The following is a 13517-nucleotide window of genomic DNA, read 5'->3' as shown; positions in this document are numbered from 1 at the left end:
GGCCCCTGCGCTATCGGAACACCACCGTCCGCTGCCCCGACAGCAGCACCCGGTGCTCGCCGTGCCACTTCACGGCGCGGGCCAGCACCTGGCTTTCGGTGTCGCGGCCGATGGCGGTCAGGTCTTCCACCGTCTTGCCGTGGTCCACGCGCGCCACGTCCTGCTCGATGATGGGGCCTTCGTCCAGATCAGCGGTCACGTAGTGGGCGGTGGCGCCGATCAGCTTGACGCCGCGCTCGTGCGCCTGCCAGTAGGGCTTGGCGCCCTTGAAGCTGGGCAGAAAGCTGTGGTGGATGTTGATGGCGCGCCCGGCCAGGTGGCGGCACATGTCGTCCGACAGGATTTGCATGTAGCGCGCCAGCACCACCAGCTCGGCGCCCTCGGCCTCGATGATCTCCAGCTGCCTGGCCTCGGCCTGCGCCTTGTTGGCCTTGGTTATGGCGATGTGATGAAAGGGCACGTTGTAGCTGGCTGCCAGCTGATAAAAGTCGCGGTGGTTGCTGACGATGGCGCGGATGTCGAGCGGCAGCAGGCCCGACTTCCAGCGAAACAGCAGGTCGTTCAGGCAATGGCCCTCGCGGCTGACGAAGATCACGGTGCGCATGGGCTGGCTGGCCGCGTGCAGTTGCCAGCGCATGGCAAAGCGCTGGGCCAGCTCGGCCAGGCGCTCGCGCAGCGCCTCGGGCTGGCCGGGCGCGCACGAGAACTGCACGCGCATGAAGAACAGGCCGTTGCCGGCGTCGTTGAACTGCGCCGCTTCTTCGATGTTGCCGCCCTGCTCCAGCAAAAAGCCCGAGACGGCGTGCACGATGCCCGGGCGGTCGGGGCAGGACAGGGTGAGGATGTAGGTGTCTTGCATGAAGCGGCGATTGTCGCAGGGCCGTTACAACGCGCGACCCAAGGCAGCGCTGGCTTCATGCGCGCTTGACGCGGGGCGGACAAAATCAAGCCCGTCGATGCCCTTTTGGGAGGATGCTGGCATGAACAACCCTGTCTTCAACCGGCGCGCGCGCACCCTGGCGGTGGCGGCCGCCGGCCTCTGGCTGGCACTGGCCGGGCCGGGCGTGGCGCAGGCGCAGCTGGCCCTGTCGGTGCAGGTGGGCCCGCCGCCGCTGCGCGTGGAGCCCGTGCCGCGCCCGCGCCCGGGCTGGGTGTGGGCGCCGGGCCACTACGAATGGCGCCACGGCCGCTATGTGTGGCGGCGCGGGGTTTGGGTGCAGGCGCGCCCCGGCTATGTGTATGTGCCGCCGGTGTGGGTGCAGCAGGGCCCGCAGTGGGTGTATCGCCCGCCGCGCTGGGACGTGGGCCCGCCGCCGCCGCCGCGGCCGGGATGGGGGCCGCCACCGCCGCCGCCACGCCCAGGCTGGGGCCCGCCACCGCCGCCGCCACGCCCAGGCTGGGGCCCGCCGCCGCGGCCCAGACCCGACGGTTACCCGCAGCCTCGCCCCCGCGGTGACCGGGATTGGCCCCGTGAGAGCCCGGTGGGGCGTCCGCCGCCGCCCTATTGAGTCGCGCCGCGCAAGGCTCGGCGCACGTCGGCGCAATCGTCGCGCGGGGGCCGGGGCGCGGTCGGCCAGCGCAGGTCGGCGCCGCTGGCCGCGGCATCGGCCGCGTCGGGCGCGGGCGCTCCGGGCGGGCTTTGCGATTGGGCCGAGATCACTTTCAGCCGCAGCGCGGGCGGCAGGTGCAGGGGCACGCCCAGGCCGCGCTGCACGTGGCCGTTGCCGGCCACCAGCAGCACCGTGCGCCCGCTCTGGCGCGCCTGCATCAGCGTGTGCGCCATGGCCAGGTCGCGCGCGATCTGCACGCGCGTCATGGGGCCGATTTGCGCGGCGGGCAGCAGGTCGCAGTGCGCCAGGCGAATGCGCCGCTGCTGCTCGGCCAGCACGGCGGGCGGCACCTGGCCGTCCAGGCTGGCGTCGGCCATGGCGGCGCGCATCTGCGCGCGCGGCAGGTTGCCGCCCAGCACCGGCACACCGGCGCGCACCGCCGCCATCGCCACCGGGCCATAGTCGGCCCAGGGCCAGCCGTGGTCGTCCCAGGCCAGGGCCTCGCGCACCTGGGCGGCGCTGGCGCTGCGCGGCAGGGCGCGCGTGTCGTGCCCCTGCTCGGCCATCTCCAGCACCAGGGCCGCCAGCGCGCCGCGCGCGGCCAGCCATTGCACCGTGGCGCGCTCCAGCCGGTGATGCGCGGGGGCGTCGTGCTGCTCGCCCAGCAAGATCACGTCGGCCGGCAGCAGGGCGGCCAGTTGCGCCTGCTCGGTGGCGTCCAGCCGCGCCGGGGCGGCGCAGGCCGCCAGCAGCAAGGCGGCCAGGCAGGCGGCGGCAAGCAGGGTGAGGTGGCGCATGCCGCCATACTAAGGCCGATGTTCATGCTCGATCGTCCGCAGCGGCCGCAGGCCCGGCGCGTCGCCCTGGCGCTGCTGCTGGCGCTGGGCGGCGCGACGCTGGCCGAGTGGGCGCATGGGCCGGTGCCCTGGATGATCGGCCCGCTGCTGGCCACGGCGGGCGCGCGCATGGCGGCGCTGCCGGTGGCCAGCAGCACGGCGCTGCGCAACGGCGGGCAGTGGGTCATCGGCGCGGCGCTGGGCCTGTACTTCACGCCGCAGGTGACGGCGCTGGTGCTGGGCCTGGGCTGGGCCGTGGTGCTGGCCGTGGCGTGGGCGCTGGGGCTGGGCGCGCTGTTTGGCGTCTGGATGCACCGCGCGCTGGGCCCGGCCGGCGCCGCCCTGACCCCCGCGCAGCGGCGCGCCACGGCCTGGTTTGCCAGTTCGGTGGGCGGCGCGTCGGAGATGACGCTGCTGGCCGAGCGCGCCGGCGCGCGCGGCGACCTGGTGGCCGCCGCGCACAGCGTGCGCATGACGGTGGTGGTGCTGGTGCTGCCCTTTGCCATGCAGTGGGCCCGTCAGCACTGGCAGCTGCCGGCGCTGGACGCCACGCCGCCCGGCCGCGCCGCCGCCCAATGGCCTGGCCTGCTGTGGCTGGGCCTGGCCACCGGCGCCGGCGCCTGGCTGATGGGCCGCACGCGCCGCGCCAACCCGTGGTTCATCGGCCCGCTGCTGGCGGCGATGGCGCTGACCATGGCCGATGTCCACCTGTCGGCCGTGCCCAAGGCGCTGACCAATGCGGCGCAGCTGGTGATTGGCGTGAGCCTGGGCGTGCGTTTTTCGCGGCCCTTCTTGCGCACCGCCCCGCGCTGGCTGGGGGCCGCCGCGCTGGGCACGCTGGGCATGATGGCGCTGTGCGCCGGCTTTGCCACGCTGCTGGCCTGGGCCACGGGCCTGCACCCGGTCACCCTGATGCTGGCGACCGCGCCCGGCGGCATTGCCGAGATGGCCATCACCGCGCAGGTGTTGCAGCTGGGCGTGGCCGTGGTGACGGCCTTTCAGGTGTGCCGGCTGGTGGCCGTGCTGCTGCTGGCCGAGCCTTTGTACCGGGGGTGGGAGCGGCGCCGGCGCGGCGGAGCATGAAAAAAGGGCCCGCTGGGGCCCCGGATCCGGCTTGGCGCGCGGGCCAGTGGGTCAGTGCAGGACGACCGGGTTCTGCGCCAGCTCGGCGTAGCCCTCCAGCGTGTCTTCCACTTCCTCTTGCGTGGGGGTGTTTTGCTGCCACTCGGTGATGCGGCGCTGGAACAGCTCGGCCCACAGGCCGTCCAGGTACACCTCCTTGCCCGAGCGCTTGTCGACGATCTCGAAACCGTGGCGCGCCAGCGTCGGTGTGCCCTCGGGCGCATCGGCGTCGTATGCCGCTTCGGGCAGCAGGTGCACCACCGCAAAGCTGTCGGAGTCGTAGAGGGTGTTCATGTCGATCGCTTGGCCTTTCACCATTGTGCCCTGACAAGGTAATAACGATCCGGCTGATTTCAAGGTGGACAGGGTTTTCCTTGGGAGCCTGCGCGCCAGTCGACGCGGAAAGCCGGCGCTGCGGATCGGGATGGGGTGCGAGGCGCGAACCGCAGCGATAGCCGCAGCTATCGCGAGGATGAGTAACGAAGCAGACCGCCCGAGCCCGCAGATGCCGGCGGCGCGGCGACTGGCGCGCAGGCTCCCCTATTGCCCCTACACTTGCCGCCCATGAAACTGGCAAGTTACAAAGACGGCTCGCGCGACGGACAACTGGTGGTGGTGTCGCGCGACCTGGCCACGGCGCATTACGCCACGGGCATCGCCAGTCGGCTGCAGCAGGTGCTGGACGACTGGAACTTCATGGCCCCGCAGCTGCAGGACCTGTCGGACGCGCTCAACCGCGGCCAGGCGCGCCACCCCTTCCCCTTCGAGCCCGCGCGCTGCATGGCGCCGCTGCCGCGCGCCTACCAGTGGGTGGATGGCTCGGCGTATCTGAACCACGTCGAGCTGGTGCGCGCCGCCGGTAACAGCGACGTGCCCGAGCGCTTCTACACCGAGCCGCTGATGTACCAGGGCGGCAGCGACGCCATGCTGGGCCCCTGCGACGACATCGTGGTCCCGGACGAGGCCATGGACATCGACTTCGAGGCCGAGCTGGCCGTCATCACCGGCGACGTGCCCATGGCCGCCACGCCCGAGCAGGGGCTGGACGCGATTCGCCTCATCCTGCTGGCCAACGACGTCAGCCTGCGTGCCTTGATCACGGGCGAGGTCGAAATCCGCCTGGGCCTGCTGCAGGGCAAGCCCTCCACCGCGTTCAGCCCGGTCGCCGTCACGCCCGACGAGCTGGGCGAGGCCTGGCAGGGCGGGCGCGTGCATCTGACGCTGCAAACCACCTGGAACGGCCGCAAGGTGGGCCTTTGCGACGCCGGGCCCGACATGCGCTTTCACTTCGGCCAGCTGATCGCGCACGCCGCGCGCACGCGGCGCCTGGGCGCGGGCACCCTGGTGGGCAGCGGCACCGTCAGCAACCCGGGCGTGGACAAGAACGGCCGCCGCGACTGGCCCAAGGGCTACGGCTGCATCGCCGAAAAACGCGCCATGGAAACCCTGCAGGACGGCGCGCCCAAGACCGAATACATGCGCTTTGGCGACACCGTGCGCATCGAGATGAAGGGCCGTGGCGGCGAGTCGATCTTCGGCGCCATCGACCAGGTTGTCAGTCCGCTCGAGGCCTGATTCAGTCAGCCCAATTCCAACCAAGAACCAAGGAGACATCCTCATGCAACGCCGACACTTCATCTCGCTGGCCCCTGCCGCGTTCGCCGCCCCCTGGGCGCGCGCGCAGAGCGGCTGGCCCACGCAACAGATTCGCTGGGTCGTGCCCTATCCGGCCGGCGGCGGCACCGACGCGCTGGCGCGCACGCTCGCCGAGGCCATGCGCCCGGCGCTGAACCAGCAAGTGATCGTGGTGGACAACCGCCCCGGCGCCTCCACCAACATCGGCGGCGAGCTGGTGGCCACGGCCAAGCCCGACGGCTACACCGTCATGTCGGCCGACAACGCCATCCTGGCCTACAACGAATACCTGTTTTCCAAGCTGCCGTTCAGCCCGGCCAAGAGCTTCACCTACATCGGCGCGTTCGGGCGCTTTCCGCTGGCGCTGGTGGTCACGCCGAAGTTTCCGGCGCACACGCTCAAGGAATTCCTGGCCTACGTGCACGCCAATCCGGGCAAGGTCAACTACGCCTCGCCCGGCAACGGCTCGCCGCACCACCTGGCGATGGAGCTGTTCAAGAACCGCACCGGCACCTTCATCACCCACATCCCCTACCGCGGCGCGGCCCCGGCCATGCAGGACGTGATGAGCGGACAGGTCGAATGCATGTTCCTCGATTTGCCCGCGGGCCTGCCCACCATCGAAAGCGGCAAGGTGCGCGCGCTGGCCATCGGCTCGGCCCGGCGGGTGCCGCAACTGCCCAATCTGCCCACGCTGGCCGAAAGCGGCGTCAAGGACAGCGAGGTCTATGCCTTCCAGGGCCTGCTGGGCCCGGCCGGCCTGCCGCAGGACGTGGTCGCCAAGCTCAACGGCGCCATCAACAGCGCGCTGAAAGCGCCCGAAGTGGTCAAGCGCATGCAGGACTACGGCATGGAGGCCCAGCCCGGCACGCCGCAGCAGTTCTTCGAGATGGCGCGCGCCGAGGCCAAGCGCTGGGGGCCGGTGATCAAGGCAGCGGGCGTCAAGCTGGATTGACTCCCCCTGCGTCGCTGCGCGCCTTCCCCCTCTCTCTGCGGGAGGGGGACAACGCCAGTGGCCGGCGCAGGTCCGGCCACGGCGTTCGCTGGCATGGCCTGCTTCGCGGCCACCGGATCAAGGGAGTTCAAGCGCAGGTCGTGCCTTGGTGGGCGCTGCCGTGTGGCCTGCAGCTGTGTTGGGCTACAGCTGCTGCGCCAGCGACTTGATCGCGCGCAGCAGCATCTCCACCGCCACGGCCACCAGCACCAGGCCCATCAGGCGCTCGAAGGCCTGCAGCACGCGCGGGCCCACCCATTGCTGGATGCGTTCGGCCAGCACCAGCACCAGCGCGCACACGGCCATGGTCACGCTGAGGGCGGCCACCCATTCCCAGCGCCGCTCGGGCGCCTGGCTGACCAGCAGCAGCACGGTGGCCAGCGCCGAGGGGCCGGCCAGCGCGGGCACGGCCAGCGGCACGATCAGGGGCTCGGTCGTGGCCTCCTCGGCCGGCGCGGGCGGCGGCGGAAACACCATGCGCAGCGCGATCAGGAACAGCACCACCGCGCCGGCCAGTTGCAGCGACAGCTGCGACAGGTTCATCACGCGCAGAAAGCCGTCGCCCAGGAACATGAAGGCCAGCAGCAGCACGAAGGCGATCAGCACCTCGCGCAGGATCACGCGCGGGCGCCGCGCGATCGGCACGGTCTTGAGCGCATTGGCAAAGATGGGGATGTTGCCCAGCGGATCCGTGATCAGGAGCAGCAAGATGGTGGCGGAGACGAAGGTGTAGGTCATGGCAAGACGCGCGGGCAGGGATGCGCAGCCCGGCATTGTGCAGGCTGCGCGCGCGCCGGTACGATGGCGGCCACATGGATCATTTCAACCCAGCCAGGAGACCGCCCATGAACCCCGCGTCCGTTGACTACAGCCGCTACAAGACCTTGGCCATCACGCGCCGCGGCGAGGGCGGGGCCGTGATCGACCTGCAAATGAAGGCGGCCAACGGCAAGCTGCCCACCGCCGGCCACGACGGCCACTGGGAGCTGTCCGAGATCTGGCGCGACATCGACCGCGACGACAGCGTGCGCGTGGCCGTGCTGCGCGGCGAGGGCATGGGCTTTTCGGGCGGGGGCGACCTGGCCCTGGTGCAGGACATGGCCAGCGACTTCGCCGTGCGCACGCGCGTGTGGAAGGAGGCGCGCGATCTGGTCTACAACGTCATCAACTGCGAAAAACCCATCGTCAGCGCCATGCACGGCCCGGCCGTGGGCGCTGGCCTGGTGGCCGGCCTGCTGGCTGATGTGTCGATCGCCGCCAAGTCCGCCAAGATTGTCGACGGCCACACGCGCCTGGGCGTGGCCGCGGGCGACCACGCCGCCATCTGCTGGCCGCTTCTGTGCGGCATGGCCAAGGCCAAATACCACCTGATGCTGTGCGAGGCCGTCAGCGGCGAGGAGGCCGAGCGCATCGGCCTGGTGTCGCTGGCCGTGGACGACGATCAGCTCCTGCCCAAGGCCTACGAAGTGGCCGACCGGCTGGCCGCCGGCAGCCAGAGCGCGATCCGCTGGACCAAGTACTCGCTCAACAACTGGTACCGCCAGGCAGGGCCCAGCTTCGACACCTCGCTGGCGCTGGAGTTCATGGGCTTTGCCGGGCCCGACGTGCGCGAGGGCGTGGCCAGCTTGCGCGAGCGGCGCGCGCCGCGCTATTGAGGCAATGCAGAACAAGTCCCACGCGCGTCGCGCATCCCTGCTTTGGGCGGTCTGCGGCGTTGCAAATCCTCGCCATAGCCCCCGCTATGGCTGCGGTTTGCGCCTTGCAGCCCATCCCAAATCAGGGCGCGCGCCATCGCGGAGACTTATTCAGCATTGCCTTGATCCAGCCGCACGGGAAAGCCCTCGCGGTTGAAGGGCAGATAGGCGCTGACGGTGCCCGCCTTGACGGCGTCCACCATGCGGTGCAGCGCCCGGTCAACGTCGCCTTCTGACGGGGCCTGGCCCGGTGGACCGGCCAGCGCGGCGGCAAACACGAGGCGCCAGGGCTGGCCGGGTGCTTCGAACTGCTGCGATTCGCGCAGAAGCGCGTCGAAGGAGGCCAGCTCCTCGGGCGGCTTGTCCACGCACATCAGTGGCGCCAATGCGCCGCCTTCACCCTGGGCAAAGCGCGCGCGCTGCTCAGGCGTGGCGTCGGCGGGCAGCTCGGCGCCCGCAAACACCAGCAGCAAGCGTTCACGGCGCTCACGCGCGGCGTGCAACAGATCGTCAAAGTGTTTGATTTCGGTCATTGGATTCCCGTTGAGGTGACCAGGGCTGCACGCCCTGGCCGGGCGCCAGGGCGCCCACATATTGCGCCGGCACGGGGCGCGCACGCGCTGGCTTGCGCGACTGCACCGTGCCCACGCTGACAAAGCACAGGGCGCGTTCGCCCTCCTTGAGCGCAAACAGCGTGCGCAGGGCCCGCGACTGCAGCGCCTTGCCACTGGTGAGCGCCGAGCCGAAACCCAGGGCCGTGGCCATGAGCAGCAGGTTTTGCACCGCACAGCCGGCGGACACCAGGCGCTCGGCGGGCACGATGTCCGGGTCGCCCCCCTGCTCATCGGCCACCAGCAGCAGGAGCAGCGGCGCGCGCAGGGCCTTTTCGCGCGCCTGCGCCTGCTGCTCGGGCGTGGCCGCGGCGTCGCGTTCGCGCAGCGCCTGGGCAAAGGTATCGCCCAGCGCAGTGCGCGCCTGTTGCGGCACGAGCACGAAGCGCCAGGGCAGCAGGCAGCCATGGTCGGGCGCATGACCGGCGGCGGCCAGGATGGCCTGCAGCTGCGCCGCATCGGGCCCCGGCGCCCCCAGGCGCTTGGGCAATACGGTCTGGCGCGCCTGCAGCAGGGCCGCGGCCAGTTCGGCGCCCTGGCCGTCAGTCCACGAGTATTTGTCCATCGTGCTCCACATAAGGCGGGTAGGGCCCGGTGCCGCTGTTGTCGGCCTTGGAGGCGGCCACAAACCCGCCGGTTCGGACATCGAACACATGCACCTCGCCGTCCTCGATCACGTAATGCCAGCCGTGCAAGGTGATGCGCCCGTCCTCGACGCGGCGACGCACCATGGGGTAGTCCATGAGGCGCTCGAGCTGCAGCACCACGGCGCGCTGCTCGGTGCGGCGCAGGGCCTCGGGGCCGGACTGTACCGGCAGCACGGCCTCGCGCCCCAGATCCAGCCAGCGCTTCAGGTTCTTCGCCTCGTCGTTGACCTCTTCGTACAAGGCCTTGATGGCCCCGCAGTGGCTGTGGCCGCAGACCACGATGCGGCTGACGTTGAGGTTGAGCACCGCAAACTCGATCGCCGCCGCGGTGCCGTGGTGACCGTGGGAGCCGTCATACGGTGGCACGAAGGCGCCCACGTTGCGCACCAGGAACAGCTCGCCCGGCCCCGCGCCCGTGAGCAGATAGGGCACCAGGCGCGAGTCCGAGCAGCCGATGAACAGCGTGGTCGGATGCTGGCCCTGATTCACCAGGGCCTGGAACTGCTGGCGGTACTGCGGAAAGGCGTCCTGGTGAAAGCGGCGCAGCCGCTGCAGCAGCTCGTCGTCGGGCATGGGCGGCGTCCTCGTGTGCGGCCGGCCTATTGCACCAGGGGCGAGTCGGCGGCGTCCAGCTGCACGCCCTCGAGCTCGGCGCTGCCCGCGAGCAGCTGCAGGTACTGGCGCAGCGCATTCACCCAGGCCTGCTGGCGCAGCACCAGCGCGATCGAGGCCTGTACCTCCTCGAACACCTTGGGCTTGGCGGCCTTGCGGCCGCACACCTGCACCACGTGCAGGCCAAAGCGGCTGTGCACCAGGCGCGCCAGCACGCCGACCTCGTGCGAGCCGAAGACCTCGCGCGCGAACTCCGGTGCGCAGTCCTCGGGCGTGAGCCAGCCCAGGTCGCCGCCCTGCGCGCCGCTGGGACAGTTGGACCATTCACGCGCCGCCTCGGCAAAGCGCGGGCCGCCATCGTCGGCGCAGCGCAGCTCCAGCAGCAGTCTTTCGGCGCGCTGGCGCAGCAGGGCCACATCGACACCGGGGGTGACGGCAAACAGCACATGGCGCAGGTGGGCGCTCTCGCCCTGGCTGCCAAAGCCCGGGTGGGCGGCGTGGTAGCGCCGGCAGGCCTGCTCGGAGGGCTCAGGCACCTGCAGCTCGCGCTCCAGCAGCTGCTCGATGGCCTGGGACGCGGCGGCGCTGGTGGCGCCGTTCAGGCCGCTCTCGTCGTCCGGAGCCAGCAGGCCCTGGCGCTGCGCCTGCTGGCGCAGCAGCTCGGTGCAGGCGCGCTGGCGCAGCATGTCGGCGGGCAGCTGCACGCCGGCGGCGTGCAGGGCCACGCCGTTGATGCGCGCAACCGGTGCTTCGGTGGTGGCGGCAGCGGTGGCGGCGCCGGAGCAGCCGCAGTCATGGGATCCGCAGGTGGAAGTCATGCCATTCTCTCGTGGGTCTTGTCAGAGCGTGCGGCGCGGCTGGTTCTGGCCGGCCGGCAGGTTCAGGCGCCGCGCGCGCACCAGCTGGTAGGGGCGCAGCACATAGGCCAGGGTGCCAAAGCCGCTCCAGATATGCACCAGGCGCGTGAACGGGAAGATCAGGAACACCGTCATGCCCAGAAGCAGGTGCGCTCTGAAGATCCAGCCAGTGCCCGCCAGCATCTCGACCGCGTCGGAGCGGAAGGTCACGATGCGCTGACCCCATTCGGCCAGGCGCACCATGACCGAGCCGTCCAGGTGCTGCGCCGACAACGGAATGGTCGCCAGGCCCAGCGCCAGTTGCACCCAGAAGATCCACAGCAGGGCGATGTCGCTGGTCTTGCTGGTGGCGCGGATGCGCGCGTCTGTCAGCCGCCGGTGCAGCAGCAGCGACACGCCCACAAAGCCCAGCACGCCGGCGATGCCGCCTGAGACCATGGCCAGCACCTGCTTGTGGCCAGCGCTGATGAAGGGCTCATACACCGCGTGCGGCGTGAGCATGCCCACGAAGTGGCCGAAGAACAGGAACAGCACCCCAACGTGGAACAGGTTGTTAGCCCAGCGCAGGCTGGCGGTACGCAGCAGCTGCGACGAGTCGCTCTTCCATGTGTACTGGTCGCGGTCGAAGCGCAGCCAGCTGCCGATGAAGAACACGGCCAGGCAAATGTAGGGGTACAGGCCGAACAGGAAGTGGTCGATCCAGGCACTCATGGCGAGACTCCTTGGGAAGAAGGGGCGGGGCGGCGTGCCTTGCGCACGAAATGCAGGGTTTGAGGCTGGCCGGGGCGGTTTTGTCCGCGCGTGGCGCAGCCGTCGAAGGCCTCGGGTTCGGCCCAGGCCTCGTCCATGTCGGGCTCGGGCGCGATGGCCACCGCCTGGGCTTTTTCGCCGGCGGCCTCGAGCACGGCGGCGATCACGCTGGCGTAGGGACTGGCCTTGGCTTGCAGCCCGGTGAACAGTGCGTTGAGCACGTGCGCCATTTCGGCCAGGAACTCGCGCGCCACTGCGGGCGGCTGGGTGGAGGCAAATTCCAGCACCACGCCCAGGTGATCGGGCAGCTCTCGTGCGTCCAGGCGCAGGCCGGCCTTTTCGTAGGTCTGCGTCAGGTCGATCAGCGCCGGTCCGCGCTCGCGCGAGTCGCCGTGGATGTGCTCGAACAAGTGCAGCGAGGTGCGGCGGCCGCGGTCGAAGGTTTCGACGTAGCGCTCCTCGGCCTCATAGGGATCCATGGTGCCGAGCTGTTGCACGAGAGCTTGCAACTCGGTCACGCGGGCCGGGGGCAGGGCCTGTTCGGCCTGCAGCGCGTCGATCAGCGCGGGCAGCTGGGTGCGCAGCTCGGCGTCGGGGTAGGCCAGCAGGCGCGCCAGCGCACGCAGCGTCAGGCGCATGGTGTCGGGGAGTGTATTGAACATGGGCTCGCTCCTCAGACCACCGCCTTGACGGGGATGGTGCGTTTTTTCTTGCTGCCGAAAACGCTGATCGGCGTGGCGCCGTCCGAGCAGCCGTTGCCGAACGAGAAGCCGCAGCCGCCGCGCACGTCAAAGGCGTTCTCGGCGTATTCGCGGTGCGTGGACGGGATCACGAAGCGATCCTCGTAGTTGGCAATCGCCATGACCTTGTACATGTCCTCGACGTCGTGCTTGGACAGGCCCACCTGCTTGAGCAGTTCGAGCTTTTCCACGCGATCGACGTGCACGCCGCGCTGGTAGGCGCGCATGGCCAGCATCCGTTCCAGGGCGCGTACCACCGGGCCGGTGTCGCCGGCGGTGAGCAGGTTGGCCAGGTACTGCACGGGGATGCGCAGCGCCGATACGTCAGGAATTTCGCCGTTGACGCCCAGGTGACCGGCGTTGGCCGCCGACTGGATGGGCGAGAGCGGCGGCACGTACCACACCATGGGCAGGGTGCGGTACTCGGGGTGCAGCGGCAGGGCGATCTTCCAATCCACGGCCATCTTGTAGACCGGGCTGTTGCGGGCGGCTTCGAGCCAGTTGTCGGCAATGCCGTCGATCTTGGCCTGGCGGATGACTTCCGGATCGTTCGGATCCAGGAAGATGTCCAGCTGCGCCTGGTACAGATCCTTGTCGCGCTCCACGCTGGCCGCCTCCTGGATGCGGTCGGCGTCGTACAGCAGCACGCCCAGATAGCGGATGCGACCGACGCAGGTCTCGGAGCACACCGTGGGCTGGCCCGCTTCGATGCGGGGGTAGCAGAAGATGCATTTCTCGGCCTTGCCGGTCTGCCAGTTGTAGTAGATCTTCTTGTACGGGCAACCCGAGACGCACATGCGCCAGCCGCGGCATTTGTCCTGGTCGATGAGCACGATGCCGTCTTCCTCGCGCTTGTAGATCGAGCCGCTGGGGCAGCTGGCCACGCAGGCCGGGTTCAGGCAATGCTCGCACAGGCGCGGCAGGTACATCATGAAGGTGTTCTCGAACTGGGCGTACATGTCCTTTTGCACCTGTTCGAAGTTCACGTCGGCGCTGCGCCTGGAGAACTCGCCGCCCAGGATTTCTTCCCAGTTCGGGCCCCAGACGATCTTCTCCAGCCGCTCGCCGGTAATCAGGCTGCGCGGGCGCGCCACGGGGGTGTTCTTCATCTCGGGCGCCGACTGCAGGTGGTCGTAGTCGAAGGTGAAGGGTTCGTAGTAGTCGTCGATCTGCGGCAGGTTCGGGTTGGCGAAGATGCGCATCAAGAGCTTCCACTTGCCGCCCTGACGCGGCACGATGGAGCCGTCGGCCAGGCGCGTCCAGCCGCCGTTCCACTTGTCCTGGTTCTCCCACTCCTTGGGGTAGCCGATGCCGGGCTTGGTCTCGACGTTGTTGAACCAGGCGTATTCCATGCCGTCGCGGCTGGTCCAGACGTTCTTGCAGGTCACCGAACAGGTGTGGCAGCCGATGCACTTGTCCAGGTTCAGCACCATGCCGATTTGGGCGCGAATTTTCATGGTCGTTCTCCT

At 69.9% G+C, this 13517-nt stretch carries 16 protein-coding genes; 5 read left to right on the top strand and 11 right to left on the bottom strand.

Annotated features, from left to right (window positions below; translation table 11 throughout):
* Positions 1–10 precede the first annotated feature (10 nt).
* A complete protein-coding gene (gene purU, locus U1F38_RS04285; protein ID WP_409985826.1) occupies positions 11–859 on the bottom strand; it encodes a formyltetrahydrofolate deformylase in 849 nt (282 codons plus the stop codon).
* Positions 860–980: 121 nt separating this feature from the next.
* On the opposite strand from purU, the gene U1F38_RS04280 reads away from it, so the two are divergent.
* Complete coding sequence (locus tag U1F38_RS04280) at positions 981–1508, top strand: hypothetical protein (RefSeq protein WP_409985825.1); 528 nt, start codon at positions 981–983, stop codon at positions 1506–1508.
* Here U1F38_RS04280 and U1F38_RS04275 read toward each other — a convergent pair.
* The gene (locus U1F38_RS04275; RefSeq protein ID WP_409985824.1) at positions 1502–2347 is read right to left on the bottom strand and encodes a ChaN family lipoprotein; all 846 of its coding nucleotides are present in this window, start codon (positions 2345–2347) and stop codon (positions 1502–1504) included. The two genes, U1F38_RS04280 and U1F38_RS04275, sit on opposite strands and share 7 nt — an antisense overlap.
* Positions 2348–2365: 18 nt before the next feature.
* Between U1F38_RS04275 and U1F38_RS04270 the strand changes: the two genes are divergently transcribed.
* Complete coding sequence (locus U1F38_RS04270) at positions 2366–3469, top strand: AbrB family transcriptional regulator (protein ID WP_409985823.1); 1104 nt, start codon at positions 2366–2368, stop codon at positions 3467–3469.
* Positions 3470–3520: 51 nt separating this feature from the next.
* On the opposite strand, the gene U1F38_RS04265 is transcribed toward U1F38_RS04270, so the two are convergent.
* A complete protein-coding gene (locus U1F38_RS04265) occupies positions 3521–3802 on the bottom strand; it encodes a DUF3567 domain-containing protein (protein ID WP_409985822.1) in 282 nt (93 codons plus the stop codon).
* Between the two features lie 270 nt (positions 3803–4072).
* Between U1F38_RS04265 and U1F38_RS04260 the strand changes: the two genes are divergently transcribed.
* Complete coding sequence (locus U1F38_RS04260; protein WP_409985821.1) at positions 4073–5083, top strand: fumarylacetoacetate hydrolase family protein; 1011 nt, start codon at positions 4073–4075, stop codon at positions 5081–5083.
* Between the two features lie 43 nt (positions 5084–5126).
* Entirely contained in the window at positions 5127–6098 is a 972-nt protein-coding gene (locus U1F38_RS04255; RefSeq protein WP_409985820.1) for a Bug family tripartite tricarboxylate transporter substrate binding protein, read from the top strand.
* Between the two features lie 183 nt (positions 6099–6281).
* Here the strand turns inward: U1F38_RS04255 and U1F38_RS04250 are convergent, their stop codons facing one another.
* Entirely contained in the window at positions 6282–6875 is a 594-nt protein-coding gene (locus tag U1F38_RS04250; protein ID WP_409985819.1) for a MarC family protein, read from the bottom strand.
* Between the two features lie 107 nt (positions 6876–6982).
* Here U1F38_RS04250 and U1F38_RS04245 point away from each other — a divergent pair, with 107 nt between their 5' ends.
* Positions 6983–7792, top strand: a complete 810-nt coding sequence (locus U1F38_RS04245; protein ID WP_409985818.1) for an enoyl-CoA hydratase/isomerase family protein — start codon at positions 6983–6985, stop codon at positions 7790–7792.
* A 146-nt stretch (positions 7793–7938) separates the two neighbouring features.
* Here the strand turns inward: U1F38_RS04245 and U1F38_RS04240 are convergent, their stop codons facing one another.
* Genes U1F38_RS04240 through narH form a run of 7 tightly spaced genes read right to left on the bottom strand, consistent with a single transcriptional unit; the run spans position 7939 to position 13505 of the window.
* The gene (locus tag U1F38_RS04240) at positions 7939–8364 is read right to left on the bottom strand and encodes a ribonucleotide reductase subunit alpha (RefSeq protein WP_409985817.1); all 426 of its coding nucleotides are present in this window, start codon (positions 8362–8364) and stop codon (positions 7939–7941) included.
* Complete coding sequence (locus U1F38_RS04235) at positions 8342–9007, bottom strand: nitroreductase family protein (protein WP_409985816.1); 666 nt, start codon at positions 9005–9007, stop codon at positions 8342–8344. Before U1F38_RS04235 ends, U1F38_RS04240 begins: the two co-directional genes overlap by 23 nt.
* Positions 8985–9662 carry a carbonic anhydrase gene (locus U1F38_RS04230; protein WP_409985815.1) on the bottom strand — a complete coding sequence of 226 codons (678 nt, stop codon included), beginning with the start codon at positions 9660–9662 and terminating at the stop codon, positions 8985–8987. Before U1F38_RS04230 ends, U1F38_RS04235 begins: the two co-directional genes overlap by 23 nt.
* Before the next feature lie 26 nt (positions 9663–9688).
* A complete protein-coding gene (locus U1F38_RS04225; protein WP_409985814.1) occupies positions 9689–10519 on the bottom strand; it encodes a peptidylprolyl isomerase in 831 nt (276 codons plus the stop codon).
* A 21-nt stretch (positions 10520–10540) separates the two neighbouring features.
* Positions 10541–11269: a respiratory nitrate reductase subunit gamma gene (gene narI, locus U1F38_RS04220; protein WP_409985813.1), complete on the bottom strand. Its 729-nt coding sequence runs from the start codon at positions 11267–11269 to the stop codon at positions 10541–10543.
* Positions 11266–11970 carry a nitrate reductase molybdenum cofactor assembly chaperone gene (gene narJ, locus U1F38_RS04215; RefSeq protein WP_409985812.1) on the bottom strand — a complete coding sequence of 235 codons (705 nt, stop codon included), beginning with the start codon at positions 11968–11970 and terminating at the stop codon, positions 11266–11268. Before narJ ends, narI begins: the two co-directional genes overlap by 4 nt.
* A gap of 11 nt (positions 11971–11981) precedes the next feature.
* The gene (gene narH / locus U1F38_RS04210) at positions 11982–13505 is read right to left on the bottom strand and encodes a nitrate reductase subunit beta (RefSeq protein WP_409985811.1); all 1524 of its coding nucleotides are present in this window, start codon (positions 13503–13505) and stop codon (positions 11982–11984) included.
* Positions 13506–13517 lie beyond the last annotated feature (12 nt).

It is taken from the genome of Ottowia sp. (assembly GCF_046348305.1).
Lineage (GTDB): Bacteria > Pseudomonadota > Gammaproteobacteria > Burkholderiales > Burkholderiaceae_C > Ottowia.
Note: the sequence above shows the minus strand (reverse complement) of the source record. Positions and strands in the feature narration are given on the sequence as shown.